20 protein-coding genes are annotated in these 17913 nt (G+C 57.2%); 7 read left to right on the forward strand and 13 right to left on the reverse strand.

Features of this window, described 5'->3' with window-relative positions:
• Positions 1-48: 48 nt before the first annotated feature.
• The 6 genes from HY010_18675 to HY010_18700 all read right to left on the reverse strand — a co-directional run bounded on the left by HY010_18675 (position 49) and on the right by HY010_18700 (position 5357).
• Positions 49-747: a hypothetical protein gene (locus HY010_18675; GenBank protein MBI3477763.1), complete on the reverse strand. Its 699-nt coding sequence runs from the start codon at positions 745-747 to the stop codon at positions 49-51.
• Positions 748-827: 80 nt separating this feature from the next.
• On the reverse strand, positions 828-2993 hold the full coding sequence (locus HY010_18680) for a transpeptidase family protein (protein ID MBI3477764.1): 2166 nt from the start codon (positions 2991-2993) through the stop codon (positions 828-830).
• Positions 2994-3136: 143 nt separating this feature from the next.
• Complete coding sequence (locus tag HY010_18685) at positions 3137-3595, reverse strand: cell division protein FtsL (GenBank protein ID MBI3477765.1); 459 nt, start codon at positions 3593-3595, stop codon at positions 3137-3139.
• Between the two features lie 4 nt (positions 3596-3599).
• The gene (locus HY010_18690) at positions 3600-3770 is read right to left on the reverse strand and encodes a hypothetical protein (protein ID MBI3477766.1); all 171 of its coding nucleotides are present in this window, start codon (positions 3768-3770) and stop codon (positions 3600-3602) included.
• 157 nt (positions 3771-3927) lie between these two features.
• Positions 3928-4893 carry a 16S rRNA (cytosine(1402)-N(4))-methyltransferase RsmH gene (gene rsmH / locus HY010_18695; GenBank protein MBI3477767.1) on the reverse strand — a complete coding sequence of 322 codons (966 nt, stop codon included), beginning with the start codon at positions 4891-4893 and terminating at the stop codon, positions 3928-3930.
• Between the two features lie 23 nt (positions 4894-4916).
• Positions 4917-5357 carry a division/cell wall cluster transcriptional repressor MraZ gene (locus HY010_18700; GenBank protein ID MBI3477768.1) on the reverse strand — a complete coding sequence of 147 codons (441 nt, stop codon included), beginning with the start codon at positions 5355-5357 and terminating at the stop codon, positions 4917-4919.
• Positions 5358-6093: 736 nt separating this feature from the next.
• Here HY010_18700 and HY010_18705 point away from each other — a divergent pair.
• Genes HY010_18705 through HY010_18720 form a run of 4 tightly spaced genes read left to right on the forward strand, consistent with a single transcriptional unit; the run spans position 6094 to position 9936 of the window.
• Positions 6094-7791 carry a nitrite/sulfite reductase gene (locus HY010_18705; GenBank protein ID MBI3477769.1) on the forward strand — a complete coding sequence of 566 codons (1698 nt, stop codon included), beginning with the start codon at positions 6094-6096 and terminating at the stop codon, positions 7789-7791.
• A 3-nt stretch (positions 7792-7794) separates the two neighbouring features.
• Positions 7795-8427, forward strand: a complete 633-nt coding sequence (locus tag HY010_18710; protein ID MBI3477770.1) for a bifunctional precorrin-2 dehydrogenase/sirohydrochlorin ferrochelatase — start codon at positions 7795-7797, stop codon at positions 8425-8427.
• Positions 8406-9218 (forward strand): uroporphyrinogen-III C-methyltransferase, encoded by an 813-nt coding sequence (gene cobA, locus HY010_18715; GenBank protein MBI3477771.1) that lies wholly within the window; start codon positions 8406-8408, stop codon positions 9216-9218. The genes HY010_18710 and cobA overlap by 22 nt, the downstream gene beginning before the upstream one ends.
• Positions 9211-9936 carry a phosphoadenylyl-sulfate reductase gene (locus HY010_18720; protein MBI3477772.1) on the forward strand — a complete coding sequence of 242 codons (726 nt, stop codon included), beginning with the start codon at positions 9211-9213 and terminating at the stop codon, positions 9934-9936. The genes cobA and HY010_18720 overlap by 8 nt, the downstream gene beginning before the upstream one ends.
• A 7-nt stretch (positions 9937-9943) precedes the next feature.
• On the opposite strand, the gene HY010_18725 is transcribed toward HY010_18720, so the two are convergent.
• The gene (locus HY010_18725; protein ID MBI3477773.1) at positions 9944-10900 is read right to left on the reverse strand and encodes a pyridoxal-phosphate dependent enzyme; all 957 of its coding nucleotides are present in this window, start codon (positions 10898-10900) and stop codon (positions 9944-9946) included.
• A 74-nt stretch (positions 10901-10974) separates the two neighbouring features.
• Between HY010_18725 and HY010_18730 the strand changes: the two genes are divergently transcribed.
• Together HY010_18730 and HY010_18735 are read left to right on the forward strand one after the other, a co-directional pair.
• Positions 10975-11475, forward strand: a complete 501-nt coding sequence (locus tag HY010_18730; GenBank protein ID MBI3477774.1) for an SRPBCC family protein — start codon at positions 10975-10977, stop codon at positions 11473-11475.
• Positions 11476-11561: 86 nt separating this feature from the next.
• A complete protein-coding gene (locus HY010_18735) occupies positions 11562-11987 on the forward strand; it encodes a hypothetical protein (protein MBI3477775.1) in 426 nt (141 codons plus the stop codon).
• Between the two features lie 79 nt (positions 11988-12066).
• Here HY010_18735 and HY010_18740 read toward each other — a convergent pair whose 3' ends face one another.
• A complete protein-coding gene (locus tag HY010_18740; protein MBI3477776.1) occupies positions 12067-12402 on the reverse strand; it encodes a YbjQ family protein in 336 nt (111 codons plus the stop codon).
• Between the two features lie 47 nt (positions 12403-12449).
• On the reverse strand, positions 12450-12629 hold the full coding sequence (locus HY010_18745; GenBank protein MBI3477777.1) for a CPXCG motif-containing cysteine-rich protein: 180 nt from the start codon (positions 12627-12629) through the stop codon (positions 12450-12452).
• 53 nt (positions 12630-12682) lie between these two features.
• Between HY010_18745 and HY010_18750 the strand changes: the two genes are divergently transcribed.
• Positions 12683-14005: an aminopeptidase P family protein gene (locus HY010_18750; GenBank protein ID MBI3477778.1), complete on the forward strand. Its 1323-nt coding sequence runs from the start codon at positions 12683-12685 to the stop codon at positions 14003-14005.
• 136 nt (positions 14006-14141) lie between these two features.
• On the opposite strand, the gene HY010_18755 is transcribed toward HY010_18750, so the two are convergent.
• From HY010_18755 to hfq, 4 genes are all read right to left on the reverse strand, one after another.
• Positions 14142-14591, reverse strand: coding sequence for a nuclear transport factor 2 family protein (locus tag HY010_18755; protein MBI3477779.1), 450 nt, complete (start codon positions 14589-14591; stop codon positions 14142-14144).
• Between the two features lie 94 nt (positions 14592-14685).
• Positions 14686-15945: a PLP-dependent aminotransferase family protein gene (locus tag HY010_18760; protein MBI3477780.1), complete on the reverse strand. Its 1260-nt coding sequence runs from the start codon at positions 15943-15945 to the stop codon at positions 14686-14688.
• Positions 15946-16078: 133 nt separating this feature from the next.
• The gene (gene hflX / locus HY010_18765) at positions 16079-17479 is read right to left on the reverse strand and encodes a GTPase HflX (GenBank protein MBI3477781.1); all 1401 of its coding nucleotides are present in this window, start codon (positions 17477-17479) and stop codon (positions 16079-16081) included.
• 28 nt (positions 17480-17507) lie between these two features.
• The gene (gene hfq, locus HY010_18770; protein ID MBI3477782.1) at positions 17508-17807 is read right to left on the reverse strand and encodes an RNA chaperone Hfq; all 300 of its coding nucleotides are present in this window, start codon (positions 17805-17807) and stop codon (positions 17508-17510) included.
• Between the last annotated feature and the right edge of the window lie 106 nt (positions 17808-17913).

A 17913-nucleotide genomic window follows, 5' to 3' on the forward strand; every position in this document is an offset into this window, starting at 1 on the left:
GAGTCACCGAGGCACAGAGAAATGCTCGTGGCTGTTCGGCGGCATCGGTTACCAGGTGTACTGCAAGTCATCTTGGAATTGCCCAGTTGCAACCATGTTGCGAAGCTGATCCAAGCTCTCTGCGGATCGAGAACCAGCGCCGCCCCAAAGGAATTGCATGTTGTTCTTCGTGTCAACCTTGAACAGGAGCAAGCAGTAACCGTGCCCTATTCCACCCACCTCGTAGTGGACAAACCATTCGTCACCTCGGACTCCCGCAAAAACGAGACGCCTATGCGGCAGGCTTGCGTCAATAATGACGTCCGCAACCTGAAATTTCTGCCCGGGATTAGCCAGCGCAAACGCGGGCTGACCGGTTATCTGGGCAAATGCCTCCTTCACGGAGGCAGGCATGTCGGCCGTCTTCGTGACAACCGTGAACAAGCCGTCGAGGATGTGCTGTTTGTCGGCTGGTGACAACTGCTTGCGGAACTCTTGGCCGGTTGGAAGGCAGACCTTAACGCTCCTGTCCGACCATTTCTTTGTTTCGGAATCGTATGTGTCGGATTCGCCCAACGTTGTTCCATACCACGCGATGTAAGTGTTACCCGTGGTCTTGCAGTAACAGGGACAATTCTCGTCCTTCTCTACCCCAGCCTCTGACAAAGAATTTGGAAGGCGTCCATTTGTTCGTTTGAACTCTTCAACTTTCGAGACGACTGCGTTGCCCAGGTCCCGCTTCGACGGTCCGCAACTATTTGCTGCCAAGACAAACACTAGTGCAAACAGATAGACCGAAGCGTTTGAACTCGATCGCCCGAAGATTACATGAATTGATCTCGGAGGAGTCATCTCCCAAATCGCACCATCACCCTCGACCCCGCGGCTACCTTGGCGCCGGGCACAGGCGCCTGCTCGCGTGCCGTTCCGCTACCTATCGCGTCGAGATCGAGGCCAGCATCTTGTGCGGTTTCGACCGCCGCACGAACATTCTTCCCGAGAAATGAAGGCACCTCGATACCACCCTCTTCCACATCCAGTACTAGTGTTCCGTTCGTCGGCAATTTCTGTTCAGGCGCCGGCGCGGTGTTCGCAGTTCCCGCCGATGGACTTATGGGAGCGGCCGGTACTTTCTGCCTCCTCGTGGCAGGTACTACTTGTGCCGCAATCATCGCTGACTTCGACTGTGCAGGATCAGGCGCCGTTTCGCCAGCAGCATCGGCCAAGTCGAGAGTAGACCCGAGATGATCGGGCGAAGCTTCGTCGAGATCTTTGTCCGGAACGTTGCGACGCGCGAGCAATACCTGGCGGCTGGCCGGTATTTCAACGTCATGGGGAACGTGCAGGTATTCCAGGACCTGCTGCGTCACGCGCTGGAAGACGGGAGCGGAGATTTGGCCGCCCTGGTGCAGCCCTACGGCAGAATCGAGAATCACGGCTACAGAGATCTTGGGATCGTTAACCGGGGCAAATCCAGCAAAGGATGCAACGTATTTAGTCTTGGAGTAGGAGTGCGTCCCGGGGTCGACTTTTTGCCCGGTGCCGGTCTTGCCAGCGGAACTGTAACCTTCGAGGATGGCCTTGCGTCCGGTCCCATGCAGCACAACGCCTTGCAGCATCTGCCGCATTTGGGCGGCGGTGAGGGACGATATCACGCGCCGGTTTCCAGTGGATTGGAACGAGATGGTCTGGGGCGTGGCTTGCGGCCCGACTGTACCCGCTACGATTCTGGGCGCGGTCCAGACTCCGTCATTGGCGATGGTCGAGATCAAAGCAATCAACTGCAGGGGAGAGATGCCGATCTCCTGTCCCATCGAGATTGCCCCGATGGAAACCTTCGACCAGCGGTCCACTGGTTTCGTCATCCCCCTAGTTTCGCCGGGAAGCTCGATGCCGGTCTGCTGTCCGAAGCCGAAGGCGCGAATGTATTTGTATAAGCGGTCATCTCCGAGGCGAAGTGCGACCTTGATCGCGCCAACGTTACTCGACTCGGCGATGATGTCGGATACCGACAACACGCCGTGTTGTTTGCTATCGCGGATGCGCAGGCCGTTGATGACGATGGCACCTGCCCGGCAATCGAAAAGCTCGTCAGGATGAGTGACCTTTTCTTCCAGCCCGGCAGAAATGGTGACGATCTTGAACGCGGACCCGGGCTCGTAAATGTCGCTCACGGCGCGGTCTTTCAGAGCCTCGATCGTGATTTCCTTGCGCAGGTTGGGATTGAATGTGGGGCGGTTTGCCAGCGCGAGGATCTCGCCGGTATGCGGATTCTGCACAATCACGGTGCCAGCCGCTGCGTGAGTATCCTCCATCGCCTTTTCCAGTTCGCGTTCCGCGATGTACTGGATGTTCTGATCGACCGTCAGGACGACGTTATTTCCCGCTTCGGGCTGCTTCTCGACGCTGGAGAACCATTTGTTGTGGGCGTCAACGGAGATCATGAGCCGGCCAGGCTTGCCTTGCAGTTCGGTGTTAAATTGCCGCTCCAGCCCGCTGAGGCCCTGATCGTCGGTTCCCACGTATCCCAGCATCTGTGCGCCCAGTTCACGCTTGGGATAGAAACGCTTGGGCTCCTTCTGAAAATGGATGCCTTGCAGGTTCATTCCCTTGATGCGCTCGATAACGTCGGCGTCAGCCTTGCGGGCGACCCAGCAAAATGTTTTGGGAGCCCGGCAGTCGGCCAGCAAGACGCGGGGATCAACTCGGGTGATTCGGGCAATCAGGCTGATGGTGTTGGCGAGATCGGGAATCTCGCTGGGGACTGCAAATGCAGAGTCCACCTGGATCGACATCGCCAGCTCGCGCCCAGCGCGGTCAAAGATAATGCCGCGTTTCGGTGAGAGATCAAAACTGCGCTGCTGCTGATGTTGCGCCCGCTGCTCGAAATCTCCGTAGCGGAAGACCTGAAGATAGACCAGGCGAACGCAGATCGCCACCAGCCACAAACAGAGGAGTCCGGTTAGGGCGTAGAGCCTGAACTTGGCGGTGGTAGAAGTTTTTTCCGCGGCCACTGCTGTTTCCTAGATAGCTTCGGCGGCCCTGTCTGGGAGCCGCCGTTTAGCAACCCCTGAAGGGGCTGGGTCATTAGAACGTCTGCGTCATCGCTCACGCGATGCCCTGATCAACCGGACGGACAAGAGCGTCCGTCTTACACTTACCTTGCCGAAACGACCGAGACCGGCGTCATGCTCGCCATGACCGGCGCACTCGTGTCCGCGTTGCCATCCAGCTGCATGACTTGTCCTGGCTGCGGAGACTGTAGTCCCAATTTACGAGCCATAACGTCGATACGCCCGGGGTCGCGTAGCGATGCATCTTCCAGTCGCAGTGCCCGGTTCATTTCCACTAAACCGTCGCGTTGCGTGCGCAGCGCTTCGATCTGGTAGCCGTATTCGATGGCGCGGAAGTGCTGCAGGGCATAACCCATGACCAACGCGAACAGAATGCACAGGGCGATGCCGAACTGCTTCATCTCGCGCCCGCGCCGCGGATCTTCCACCTTCACGAGACGTGAGTTGTCGATGGTCTTGCGGAAATAAATTTCCGGCGTTCCCAGCCAGCAGGATTTCCGCTGGCGCGCATTTACATTGCTCATTGCCATCGCTGCACTCATGTTTTTATGCCACTCCGCGAAGCTCGTTGTCGAAGCCTACGCCGTCCTGAACGGATACAAACCAGGGTTCCATTTCCGCCATCAACTCCGCATCCGCTTGCGCCTGCATTTGTGTTCTCAATTCAGCGCGTTCGACGGTTGCGATCAGATCTTCGATTAAGGTTCCAGTCAGCATTTCTTTTTCCAGTTTTGTTTCCGGACTCGGCCTTGTTTTATTTTCTTTGTGGCCGATTCGGAAATACTCCACCACAGAATCTTTGACCCGGCACGCCTTGCAGTCACCGCACCGGGGAGTCCGGCAGTTTCTCCGGACGAACTCAAACTTGTTGGCGCTATATCCTCTCTGCCACGCGCATTTTTGCGCTGCGGGAGCGCGGATTGCGCTCAATTTCTTCTTCAGATGCTGTCAGCGGCTTCTTGGTTAGCAAACGAAAGTACTCGTCTTTGCCGCCGCGCAATGCATCTTTTACGATCCGATCTTCGAGCGAGTGAAAGCTGATCACGACCAGCCTTCCGCCCGGCTTCAGCACCCTGGGAACAGCCTCCAGTAGTGCCTTCAGATCGTCCAGTTCACGGTTTACGAATATTCGGAGAGCTTGAAAAGTTCTGGTCGCCGGATGAATCCGCTCATGTTTCATTGACCGGGCCGCGGCTGATACCACGTCGACTAGTTGCTTCGTCGTCGATATCGGCCGCGACCGGACAATGGCTCTGGCGATTCTCCGCGACCTCCTTTCCTCACCGAATTCGTAAATCACATCGGCAAGCTCGCGCTCGTCGAGGTGGTTTACCACTTGTTCGGCGGTGTCGCCCGACATGGTGTTCATCCTCATGTCAAGGGGTCCATCCGCCTGAAAGCTAAATCCGCGCGTTGCGTCTCCCAGTTGCAGACTGCTCACGCCTAAGTCCGCCATCAGGCCGTTTAAGGAGTTGGGAGCGATTCGCTCACCGACCTCCGCAAACGATCCATGAATCAGCGTCACTGTCGGCCAGTCGGAATCTTGCTGTTGGTCGTTAGTCGTTGGTCGCTCGGGAACCGATTCCCCAACGACCAACGACTGACGACCAACGACTGGCGCGAGCCTTATCCGCGCCGCACTCAGCGCTGCCGGATCCTTATCGAAGCCAATCAAATGTCCCGCTGCGCCGAGGCGTTTTGCGATTTCCAAACTGTGCCCGCCCAGGCCCACCGTGGCATCCAAAAAGGTTCGGCCCCGCTGTATGGCTAAAAAATCGATCGCTTCTTTTAAAAGAACCGGAACGTGTCCAACCGCTCCACGTCCATCCCGCTCGGGGATGTCTTGTCCAAAATCCGTTTCCACTAGATGCCCAATTCGTCGAGCGTCTTGGTGTCATCATCCGTGAAGGCCTGCTCCTCAATTTCCTTGCGGAACGCTTCCATGTTCCGGACCTCCAGGTAGGTCAGATTGCCGAGCACTGCTACTTCACCGCGTACCTGCGCCGACTCACGCAGGATCTGCGGGATCAGCAGGCGCCCCTGCCCGTCCATCTCTACGACCTGCCCGTAATAATTCGTGCGATTGAGAAATTTCTTCTTCGTCGGATTGAAAGTGGATAGCGACGCCAGCTTCTGCTCGATCCGCTCCCATTCCTCGAAGGGATACACCTGAGCAACAGTCCCATCGAGACTGGTGATGTAAAATTTCTGCGCATATTTCTCGTCGATCACCCGCTTGAATTCCGACGGGACCTTCAAACGTCCCTTTTCGTCGACTCGAGTTGGGTGATTTCCGCGAAACATGGGTCCTGCTTGTTCTTGGGCTTCGGTGTCTGGTTACCGCTACCGCAACAACGAGGGAGGTCAAACACGCTACAAAAGCAGTGGATTCCGATGCGTTGGGCCTGTTTTCGGGGGTGTCAGTCACTAAAACCACTGGCGCCTCACTGGGATACTGATTTGCCCACGCACTCTCTCGTTCAATCCACTTTCTACCACTTTTGTCCACATCCTACGCCTAACTGCCTTATTGTCAACAAGAAAGTTTCAGCTTGAGACGCACGTAAGTGCCTGCGAGGCCAAACCGCTAGAGTTTGTAGTTGATTAAGTCGGTGACCACTAGGGGTGGGGTTTACGACTGTGGTTCTGGAAAAGCTATGTGCCTTGATGCGAGTGGTTTGGGCCGCTTCTCCTGTGGAAATTCCTTAATGTCGGGCGCTGTCACTCGGTTCCGGCGACTAGCTAGTGGCTCGAAGCCAGAAGCTCGTAGCCAATTACGAAATTAATGGCGTCGTTTTGACGAATCGAAACATCTGATTTGACACATGCTTCCCGATCTCCATAGAATCCGGTTCACGATGTCACGGCATTCCTCTATCTCAAGCATGTGTTGTTGTTGCGTCATGGTGTCTTCTGGCGCAGGGGGATTGCTGACTTAATCTAGATTCAAAATCGGCATACATAAACCCACCGCCAGCGAGGCTTAGCTGGCGGTGGGTTTTTCTTTTTGCCGAAATCGCGGAAATATCCGGCGGAGAACATGGCGACCAAAGAAACCAAAGCGCAACGCGTAGAACGATTGAAGAGGGAAAAGAATCCGTGGGAAGCCCTCGAAGAGATTCGCGGATTCGCCCGGGTGGGCTTCCCGGCCATTCCACCCGAATGGCTCGGAACCTACATGCGCTGGTGGGGCGTCTATACCCAGGGCGATGGGGCCGGCGTCCTCGGCGGTGCGAATGGCGAGGGCAAGGCGCTTCCCTACTTCATGGTGCGGATTCGCATCCCGAACGGCATTTTGCGTTCGAGCCAGTTGCGTGCCATCGCCGATCTGTCACGACGCTTTGGACGAGGCGTTGCCGACATCACTGTCCGGCAGAATTTCCAGTTGCACTGGGTAACTCCGGAAGCGTTGCCAGAAGTGCTGGAAACTCTGCAGCAGCAGGGCCTGACCACGCTTGGCGCGTGCGGTGACGTAATCCGCAACATTACCGGCTGCCCAGTTGCCGGGCTGGATGCCGATGAAATCTGCGATCCATCGCCATTGGCGCTCGAAGCATCGCGACTGCTGGCCGGCAACGCTGAGTTCTACAACCTTCCGCGCAAATTCAAAGTTTCGCTGACCGGGTGCCGCGACTGGTGCTCGTATCCCGAAATCAACGACGTAGGGCTGACGGCAGTCACGCGGCAGTTTCGCGGGCAGACTGAGACAGGCTTTTCCTTGCGAGTTGCGGGCGGCCTGTCTACCGATCCGCACCTGGCGGTTCGCCTCAATGCGTTTGTACGATGGAACCAGGTCATCGATACGATTCGCGGCGTTGCAGAACTCTTCCGCACTGCCGACGGCTTACGCGAACACCGCGAACGGGCGCGACTGAAATTCCTATTTCTGCGCGAAGGTTGGACGGCCGAGACTTTTCAAACAGAACTGGAACGCGTCGTTGGCTTTAAGTTCGATCCTGCGGAGCAGGAACTTGCGCCGCACGATATCTATCGCGACCACATCGGGATTCATCCGCAGAAACAGGAAGGCCTGTCGTTCGTGGGTGCAGCAGTAGTCCGCGGACGGGTCAGTGCGGATCAGTTGCAGGCCGTCGCCGAACTTTCTGAACGGTTTGGCTCAGGCGACCTGCGCACCACCGTGATGCAGAACCTGCTGGTCGTGAACGTTCCCCACCACAATACTTCATCGCTGGCGAAGGAATTGACCGATCTCGGATTTCCAGTACAGGCTTCGCCCTTCGTCCGGGGAGCGATCGCGTGCAGTGGAACCGAATTCTGCAAACTGGCAATTACCGAGACGAAAGGATTCTCACGCTGGCTGACCGAAGAACTCGACGACCGACTGCCGGGATTCGATCAGGAACTGAAGCTCCACGTCACCGGCTGCCCCAACAGTTGCGGGCAACATTGGATTGCCGACATCGGCCTCGAAGGAAAGAAGATCAAATCAAACGGTGCGCTCGTTGACGCCTACTACTTCTGCCTGGGCGGATCGGTAGGCGCGTTGCAATCCATTGCACGTCCCGTTGGATATCGCTGCTCGGCGCAGGAAGTTCCGGAGGCTATTGAGCGGTTGCTGCGGCAATATCGCGTTACACGCGAGCCGGGAGAAAATCTGCGCCGCTATTTTGCGCGGCACAGCAACGAAGAACTTCGACAATTTCTGGCCGGACAGCAAGTCGACCCCGTAGAGCGGGATTTGCCGGCCGCTGCGGCGCCGCACACGGTGGAAGGTTAAGGAATGAGCAACGCATCTCTATTTCCGATGTTCCTCAAGCTTGAGGGACGCACCTGCCTGGTCCTGGGAGCAGGCAGCGTTGGGGAGCAGAAGATTCGCAGCCTGTTTGAGTGCGGAGCGCATATCTGCGTCGTCGCAACCTGGGCCACAGGCGCGGTGAAACAGTGGGCACAGCAACAGAAGCTGACATTGATCGAGCGTGAATACGAACCTGGCGATCTTGACGATGCATACCTGGTGATTGCAGCTACCTCGGACGTTGCCGTGAACCATGCCATCTACCGTGAAGCACAGGCGCGTGGAATCCTGTGCAACGTAGTCGACGATCCGCCGTATTGCGACTTCTACTATGGCGCGCTGGTCCGTCGCGGACACCTGCAGATCTCAATCTCCACCAATGGCCTGAGTCCCGCGCTCGCGCAACGGATCCGCAAACAATTCGAGGAAGACTTTCCACCGGTCTATGGGCAGTGGCTGGAAGAACTGGGCTGCAAGCGGGAAGCGTTGTTCCGCGCGGGAGGAGATCCGGAGGAGCGGAAGCAAACCCTACACCGGCTGGCAACGCACGAAGCGTTCTTGGAATTTGAGAGCAGTCAACTTACATCGATCTCTGAATCAGGAAAGGAAGTTTTGTGAAGGGAAAAGTCTATCTGGTTGGAGCGGGCCCCGGCGATCCGGAGTTGCTCACGCTCAAAGCATTGCGGTTGCTGCGTCAAGCGGACGCAGTCCTGCACGACGATCTAGTATCGCCTGAGATCCTGACACTCGTATCCAGAAATGCCCAACTTCACGACGTGGGGAAGCGCGCCGGAAGGAAGAGCACGCATCAGGAAGAAATCCATTTTCTGATGATTGAACTCGCCCGGCAGGGACTTCAGGTCGTGCGCTTGAAGGGTGGCGATCCGCTGGTGTTCGGGCGCGCCGGAGAAGAAATGCAGGCGCTTCGACGCGCCGGGATCGAATTTGAAGTCGTGCCCGGCGTAACGTCGGCATTGGCAGCCGCGGCTTCGGTGGAGATTCCGCTAACGCTTCGCAAGACAGCTTCCTCGTTGCTGATCATGACCGGACAATTCGCCGACGACCGCGACGTTCCCGATTTGCGCCCGCTCATCGCGTCCGGCACGACGATCGCTTTGTATATGCCGGGATCGAATCCGCGAGCAACGGTCGAACAACTAGGCGCTGCGGGAATTCCGGTGCATACGCCTTGCGCCCTGATTTCACGAGCCAGTACGAAGGCACAACGAACCACAGTGACGACGCTCGAAAAACTGCCCTCCATCGGCGGGCATGCCAAGCCTGCTCTGCTGATTCTGGGTGACGTGGTTCGGCTCGCGAAACGTCAGCCGAATGTGTTCGAGACTCTTGGCTCGGAATTGATGCCAGCACTCTCTGCTCCGGAACGCGCGGAGGCCAACCGTGCCTGATTTGAGCTGGTTGACCGTGACGCAGGCATTTGCCGAATCGTGGGGGGCCGAAGAAATCCTCGATTGGGCGTTGCATCGCTTCGACGGCCAGATCGCGATGGCATCCGGCTTTGGCCCGGAAGGACTCACCCTCATTGACATGGCCGCCCGCCTGCGTCCGGATATCCGTGTCTTCACAATCGACACCGGCGTACTGTTTCCGGAAACCTACGATCTCATGAAAAAGATCGAGCAACGGTACGGCATTCAAGTAGAACGAGTGCAGCCGAAGCTCAGCATCGAAGGGCAGGAACGCGAGCACGGCGCGGCACTCTGGCTCCGCACACCCGATCGTTGCTGCTACATGCGCAAGGTCGAGCCGTTGCGGGCGAAGCTTTCTACGCTTGGCGCATGGATCGCTGCCATTCGTCGCGACCAGACGCCCGACCGTGCGCACGCACAGAAAATCGAGTGGGACACCAAGTTCGGACTGGTAAAGATCAATCCACTCTGCGATTGGACCAACGATATGGTGTGGGATTACATCCGCGATAACGATATCCCATATAACCCGCTGCACGACGAGGGATATCCGAGCATTGGCTGCGCTCCTTGCACGCGCCCGGTTGCAATCGGGGAAGACCCGCGCGCCGGCCGTTGGGCGGGATTCGCCAAGACCGAATGCGGATTGCATCAACGTGTTCCGCTGCTGGGGGCGCTACCAGTAATTCAGGAGTAGCAAAGTCTCATGCAATGCCGGCCCGCTGCCGCACGTCCTGCGAAATATTTGCGCCGCTGACGAGCAGCACGGTAGACCCGCTGCGCACAGGGCTGGCGAGGAATGCCGCGGTGGCAGCAGCTCCGGCGGGCTCGGCGATGATTTTTTCTTCTTCATACAAGTAGCGGATTGCTCCCAACATCTGCTCTTCGCTGACCAGTACGACGTCATCCACGAGTTCGCGGATCATCGCCACGTTTTCCGCCTCCGGAGTCCGCGTCGCAAGGCCGTCAGCGCACGTATCGCAAGTATCTGTCGGAACAACGATTCCCTGCTTCCATGAAAGATAGTAGGAAGGCGCACGCTCGGCCTGCACGCCCACGATTCTCACTTCCGAAATAAGTTGTTTCGCAGCCGCAGCCAGACCGCGGATCAAGGCCGTGTCTCCCATCGGAACGTAAATCGTGGCAGCCTGCGGAACTTGTTGCGCGATCTCAAAACCGATCGTCGCAGGTCCGGCCGGCAGGTCTGGATCGGTCGCATCGTTCAGGAAATAGACGCCAGGACGGCGCGAGTATTCGGCGGCGTCCTGGAAAGCTTGAGCAAGGTCCCCGGCACCAGTTTCGACAATCTTCGCGCTGATGTCACGGATTTTGCCGCGTTTAACCGGATTCGGATTCGCAGGCAGAAAGATCGTTGCCGGCACGCCCAGGACCTTGGCAGCATAAGCGACCGCCGCGCCGTGGTTTCCGGTGCTCGACGCCGTTACTTCTGTGATCTTTCTCCGCTTGAGATTGGTCGCCAGCGCATAGATTGCACCGCGCGGCTTGAACGATCCCGTTGGTAGTTCGATTTCCAGTTTCAGGTAAACCGGTGAGCCATCGCGCGCAAGCGAAGGTGCAGAGACGGTTCTCGTCACCGGCAGAAATGGCGCGAGCAATTCTGCAGCATGGCGTATTGTGGGAAGGTCGGGTCTAAACAGCATTTTGCGAATGTAAACGCAGGCATGAATTCGAGCAATGTTTTATCCGTGTTCAAGCTTCCGAGCCTGAGAGGACCATGGCATACACCGCAGCTTTCGAGCAATGGATTCCGCTTCCGTTGGAACGCATATTCGATTTCTTTGGCAATCCGGAGAACCTGCCTCGCATCATGCCACCGTGGATGCAAGTGCGAGTCGACCAGAGCGTATTGGTGCAGCCCCCCGATGCGCCCATGGATAAGAGATTTGCAGGAACTGGATCAGTGGTCACTGTATCTTTTCGTCCATTTCCACTTCTCCCGTTTCGCGTGCGGTCGGAAGCAAAGATCGTCAGTTTTGCGATGAATCATTTTTTTGAGGATGCGCACTCTGATCCGCTCTTTAAGAGCTGGAACCATCGCCACGAGTTCGTAGCTCAGGACCGGAACCATGTGGGAGGGACGATTGCTCGCGATGTCATTACGTACGAACTCAGATTCGGGCTGCTCTCGCCGGTTGTGAATCTGCTCTTCGTCGCACCACAGATGCGACGCACGTTCGAGTACCGGCAGCAAGCGGTCGAGCGCCTTCTCGCCTGAGGCAGGTGCGTACAAGGTAAGTCACAAAATCCGCGCATCAGAGTACACTTGTGCCGACTTGACGCACGTTTACGAAAGGACACCAAATGAAGATGAATACAAGTCGGATATGGCTTGGCGGCATTGCCGGGGGCGTCGTGTGGTCGATCTGGAGTTACCTGATCGGGATGAAACTCGCACCGTTTTATGTGGCAGAGCAAGCCAAGGGCTTTCTCCTGCCGCAACCTCGGTATCCTTTGTTTATCGCCCAATGGCTGTTGCTCACCCTTGTGATATCGATCCTCGCGGCACATCTGTATGCCTGGAGCCGGGCAAGTGCGGGCGCCGGACCGAGAACCGCGCTCCGGATCGGAATGATCGTCGGATTCTTTGCCGGAGTGCCGAGTAACTTCGCGCAGGCGGCATGGTCCCCGGTCAGTCGATTCCTTCCCTTGGGATGGATGCTTGATTTATGGGGCGGCGCGATCCTGGCGACGCTGGTCGCAGGTTGGCTCTACAAAGAGAAAGCGTAACGCTGGAATCTCTGCGATGGGCTGTTGATTGCCAAAGACAAAATCCTTAATCATCTCCAGCCCATCGCCAATCATTTTTCTAACGGGACGGTTCGACAAATACAGCCGTTCCGTATGCCAATACTTCCGTGACGCCCTGCATCACTTCGGTTGCATCATAGCGCGCGCCTACCACGGCGTTACCGCCCATTTCCGCTGCGTGTTGCAGCATCAGGTCGAAGGCTTCCGAGCGCGTCTTCTCGCACAGGTTCGTCAGAAGAGTGATATTTCCGCCGACCAGGGTCTGGAGCCCGGCGCCGATGGTACCGAAAATAGAGCGCGACCGAACCACGATGCCGCGGACCACCCCGAGCGTGCGTGTGACGCGATATCCATCCAGTTCGAACTGCGTTGTCACCATGTTGTGCGCGACCATTCGGCCTCCTGCGGAATTTATAGAGATGGATTGCTAAGGCAAACTCTTTATTCCAGTTCCGCACTCATCATAAACTCGCCGTCCTCCCGATTCCAAGTAACCAGGAGCACGTTCGGCTTGCAGCAAACCTGACAGTCTTCCACGTAGCGCTGGCGGGAACCGGCAGAAGTATCAATTGTCGTCTCGTTCCACTCGCCACAGCTCGCGCATTGATAGCCGGACAACATGCTCCGATTCTAAAGTGTTCTCCGGGTCCGCTGCCGCACGGGACTTCTCTATAATGGGTGCGCTCTTTACCCGGAGGCTTCTATTGTTCTCGCGACGCCGATTCCTGCAAACCGGTTCCGTGGCTGCTGTGGCCGCTACCTCTGTTGCACTTCCCACCCTCGCCCGCGCAGGAGAGTCGCAAAAATCTCTTCCTCCTGTAATCGGTCAACTCAAGTCGTTACGGGGAGAAGCCACTCCCATCTCCGTTGCCGAGCGACAGGAACGACAGGAGAAGGCTCGCCGCTTAATGCAGGAGAATAATCTCTCCGCGATTCTGCTGACCGAAGGTACGTCTCTCAATTATTTTGCGGTCATACGCTGGTGGGGGGGCGAGCGCCTGTTCGCCATGGTCATGCCTGCCAAGGGTGAGTCCTTTTATGTTTGCCCTGCATTCGAGGAAGGCCGAGCACGCGAACAGATCTCCAAATCGCCGGATGGCGATAACGCAGATGTCCGCATCTGGCAGGAAGATGAGAGTCCCTACGAACGGGTTGCGCAGGGCTTGGCCGATCGCGGGATCGCCGGCGGCACCGTGGGCCTGGAAGAGACCGTCAAGTTCGTGTTCGCTGATAACCTTCGAAAAGCAGCGTCCGCCGCCTCATTTGCCAGTGCAATTCCAGTCACCTCCGGGTGCAGGATGGTCAAAAGCCCGCATGAACTGGCGTTGATGCGACTGGCGTCGAAGGTCACGTTGATGGCCTACGAGGCTACCTACCGGTCCATGAAGCCGGGAATGACGCAGCATGATGTCGAGGACCTGGTGGAAGCGGCGCATAGCCAGTTAGGCTTTGAGGGTTCAGCGGACGCGCAGGTTGGAGAGTTCTCCGCATTCCCGCATGGATCCGTTACTCCTCAGGTAATCCGCGAAGGGACAATCGTTCTTATGGATGGAGGCTGCAAGGTAGAGGGATACTCTTCGGACATCACGCGTACGTTTGTGCTCGGCAAAGCCAGCGACAAGATGAAGCAGGTGTTCGATATCGTGCATCGCGCGCAGAGTGCCGCTCTCGCGGCCGCCAAGCCAGGAGCGGAATGCGGGTCCGTGGATGCTGCCGCGCGCAAAGTCATTGTCGACGCCGGCTACGGTCCCGATTACAAATATTTCAAGCACCGCGTCGGCCATGGCATGGGCATGGACGGCCACGAATGGCCTTACCTGGTGCGCGGCAATGCCACCAAACTCCAACCCAATATGACATTCAGCGACGAACCCGGAGTCTACATTCGTGGAGAATTCGGCGTCCGGCTGGAGGACGACATGTACATCACGGAGAATGGAGCCGATCTGTTTACGCCGCAGAGCCTGTCGCTGGAGAATCCGTTCGGGAAGGGCTAGAGGGCGTGAGGAGACACGCTACTTCAAGTTCTTTCTAAATAACTGTCATCCCGAGCGAAGCGAGGGATCTGCATCTTCCCGGCGAACTGCAGATCCCTCGCTTCGCTCGGGATGACAGTTCTTTAGAGTGGATTCTCTACTTGAGCGGCACGCTGTAGTGGGAAGCGATGACCTGCCAATTGCCGCCGACTTTCATCCACACATCGGTCAAACGATCGTGGTATTCATAGGGCTTGCCGTTGGATTTTCCTCGCTCATGGTAAGCCCCGGTCACGACGGCGATGTTGCCGTGCATTCGAACTTTCAGGTCTGATATTTCGGCCACATCGACGTGAACCGAAGCGTCCGCGGTGTGGCTGATGTATCCAGACTTACTGTAGGTGTTGCCGTCTTCCACCGTGATGACAAAGTCGTCCGCGAGCATGGAAGACAGCATGTCAATCTGGTGGTTCTTGTAGGACTCGGTCCACTTTTCTTCGAGTTTGCGGATCGTGGCAGCGCTGTCGGCTTTCTCTTGCGCAGCCACACTGGTAAGAAAGCACGCCAACAGAGACAGCATCAGGGTACAACCCACGCGAATGCGCATGGATCTATGTCACACAATTCCTAACGCCTCGACAAGTTCCTTGTCTGGAACTCGGTGGACGTTGGAGCCGCCGCCAAGATGCCCCGGCTGCGTTCTACCGCGTCACCGGTTCCGGACGTCGTCCCGCCAACTGGCTCCGAATCGCCACCGACAGCCGCCGGATACCCTCGCGAATCTTGTCCGGTTCCGCATTCGAGAAGTTCAGACGGAAGTGGCGGCGTCCTTCGGCGGCAAAACCGTTTCCGCTGTAGAAAGAATCACCCGGAACGAACGCGACATTTTCCTTGAGGGCTGCTTCGAATAGCAGATGGCTATCCATGCCTTCCGGCAAGGTTACCCACAGAAACAGGCCGCCTTGCGGATGAGTCCAGCTCACCTCAGGAGGGAAGTATTCCTGTAATGCTTCGAGCATCACGTTACGGCGTTCGCCGTAGACTTTGCGGATCAACTTGATGTGCTCGTCGAGGAAATTGTCGTGCGCCACTTCATGGGCGACCATCTGAGTGAACGTCGAAGTGTGCAGGTCGGCACCTTGCTTGATCTGGACCAGCTTCGCGATCACATCCGCCGGCGCCACCATCCAACCGAGACGGAGTCCAGGCGCGAGCGTCTTCGAAAAAGTGCTTAAGTAGATGACGTTGCCGGTGGTATAGCCGTCGTCTCCGCTTACATTCTGTCGATCGAGCACGATCAGCGGAGTCAGATGCTCGCCCTCATAGCGCAGCTGACCATAAGGATCGTCTTCGACAATCGGGATACCATAGCGTTCCGACAACAGTACCAACTCGTGGCGCCGGCCCTCGGCGAGCGTGGTGCCTCCCGGATTCTGAAAGTTGGGCAGCACGTACATGAATTTTGGGCCGAGACGTAGCGAAGCTTCCAGTTGATTCGTTCGCAGGCCATCATGATCGCTGGGCACCGAAATGTATTCCGCGCCATAGACGTTGAAGGCCTGGAGCGCGCCCAGATAGGTCGGGGCTTCGACCAGCACGCGGTCGCCGGAGTTAATCAGCAGCTTGCCAATCAGATCAAGGGCTTGTTGCGAACCGGACGTGATCAGCACGTTTTCGGGTTTGGCTTTGACCCCATAGCGAGTCGTATGCCGCGCGATCATTTCGCGCAACGGTTCGTAGCCTTCGGTCGCACCATATTGCAGCGCTTCACTTCCCCGGGTCTCGAGCACCTTGGTGCAGGCCTCTTGAAACCTCTTGGTGGGGAACACTTCGGGAGCGGGAAGGCCTCCGGCAAAGGAAATGATTTTCGGGTTTTGCGTGACTTTCAAAAGCTCACGGATCGCCGAACTCTTGATGTTGCGGGTGCGCTGCGCGTAGCGGGAAGTCCATGCAGTGGACATCGGTATCCTCCCAACACCTTAGTTTACTAGTAAATATCAGGGGATACAGTGACGGAATAACTGTCCAAAGTGACTTAGATCACCAACTGGAACCGCGTGGCTGTTACCTGTCGTACCGTTCGAGGTGTCGTTTCTATACCATCCATTGCTTCATACCCCGAAGGAGCGAATCAGGGGCTTCCGCGTCCAGTTCCACCAGGCCGTCATGGTAGGTTCGCGAATAGATGCGCGCGCGGGCCTCGAGCTGCGACAACGCCTTGCCTTCCTCCTGCGGGATCCGCAAACGTACGCGAGCCGGGCGATCTTCCTCGAGCATGTCATCGATACGATCGAGCAAAGTTCCCAATCCGATTCCCTTAACAGCAGACACATGGACTGTGTGTTCGTCATCTCGCAGGGATTCGCGCTGCTTCGGCAGAAGTAAGTCAACTTTGTTCATCACGTGGAGCCGCGGTTTCTTATCGGCTTCGAGTTCCTTGAGGACACTCTCAACCTGGGCGTCCTGTTCGGCAGAGATGGGGCTGTTCGCATCCGACACATGCAGAATCAGAGTAGCGCGCTGTACCTCTTCGAGGGTGGCGCGAAAAGCCGACACCAGCGTGTGCGGCAATTGGCGAATGAAGCCTACGGTGTCGGAGAACAGTACTTTGCGCTTCGTGGGAAGCGTCACGCCACGAATCGTTGGATCGAGCGTAGCAAACATGCGCGATGAGGCAACCACGTCCGACTTAGTAAGCACATTAAACAAAGTGGACTTACCGGCATTCGTATATCCAACCAGTGCGATGGTAGCGACCGGAACCGATTCCCGCCGCTGGCGCTGCTGGGCGCGGATGCGGCGCACGTCCTCGAGTTGTTGCTTGACGTGCCGCACGCGCCGGTAAATCTTCCGCTTATCGGTCTCCAGTTGTGTTTCGCCAGGGCCGCGGGTACCGATGCCGCCGCCAAGTTGCGACATTTCGATGCCACGTCCGGCCAGTCGTGGAAGCATGTATTCCAACTGGGCCAACTCAACCTGCAACTGACCTTCACGCGTGCGCGCATGCTTCGCAAAAATGTCGAGGATCAGTTGCGTTCGATCGATAACGCGTGTGTTCACGATCCGTTCGATGTTTCGTTGCTGCGATGGAGAGAGATCGTGATCGAAAAGGATCACGTCGGCAGAAACCGACGCAGCCGCTCCCGCAATTTCTTCCAGCTTTCCCTTGCCGACGAGCGTAGCGGGCTCCGGGCGGTCGCGATGCTGTGTGAATTCTCCTGTGATTTGCGCGCCCGCGCTGACCGCCAGGCTGCGGAGTTCGTCCAGAGAGTCTTCCCAATTGAACTCGGGAGAATCCGCGGGCAAGCTCGAGGGATCTGAGTTCGCAGCTTGATCGCGGGCCGCCTGCGCTCCCGGCGTGATCGCCGCAGCGCTTACCTTTCCAGCGCCGCGACCCCGCGTGCGGAATTCAACCCCCACCAGGAAGGCGCGCTCCTGCTTCTCGGAAGGGTTCACAACCGGCTTCGCTGCGCCCCGGGTGGGGCGGTCAGCCAGCCTGGATTCATCTCGTCGCAGACTCACTTCATCCTTCAGTGCCGGACGCCGCGTTGGAGGCGGACGTGTCCGGTGTCGCCGCGACGGCCGGTTTTGGTTCAGCGTGACTATGAACAGGCCGCGCCATCACGACCGTGGAGATGGCGTGCTTGAAGATCAGCTGTTCCTGATTCCCGGTTTCCAGTACGACGGAATATTTATCGAACGACCGGATTCGCCCTGTCAGCTTGACTCCACTGACTAGATAAATGGTGATGTTATGCCGCTCCTTGCGGGCGGTGTTGAGGAAAGAATCCTGAATGTTCTGCTGCGCCGGCTTGGTTTCCATCTGCCGATCTCCTTCGTTCGAGTTAGATGCTGCGCCGCTTTTACTCGGGGAGGGCAATCGGCAGCAGCCTCTTTCGTGCTGAGTCCTACAATACGGCTTGAGACGC

The organism is Acidobacteriota bacterium, from assembly GCA_016196065.1.
Taxonomy (GTDB): domain Bacteria; phylum Acidobacteriota; class Terriglobia; order Terriglobales; family Acidobacteriaceae; genus Acidiflorens.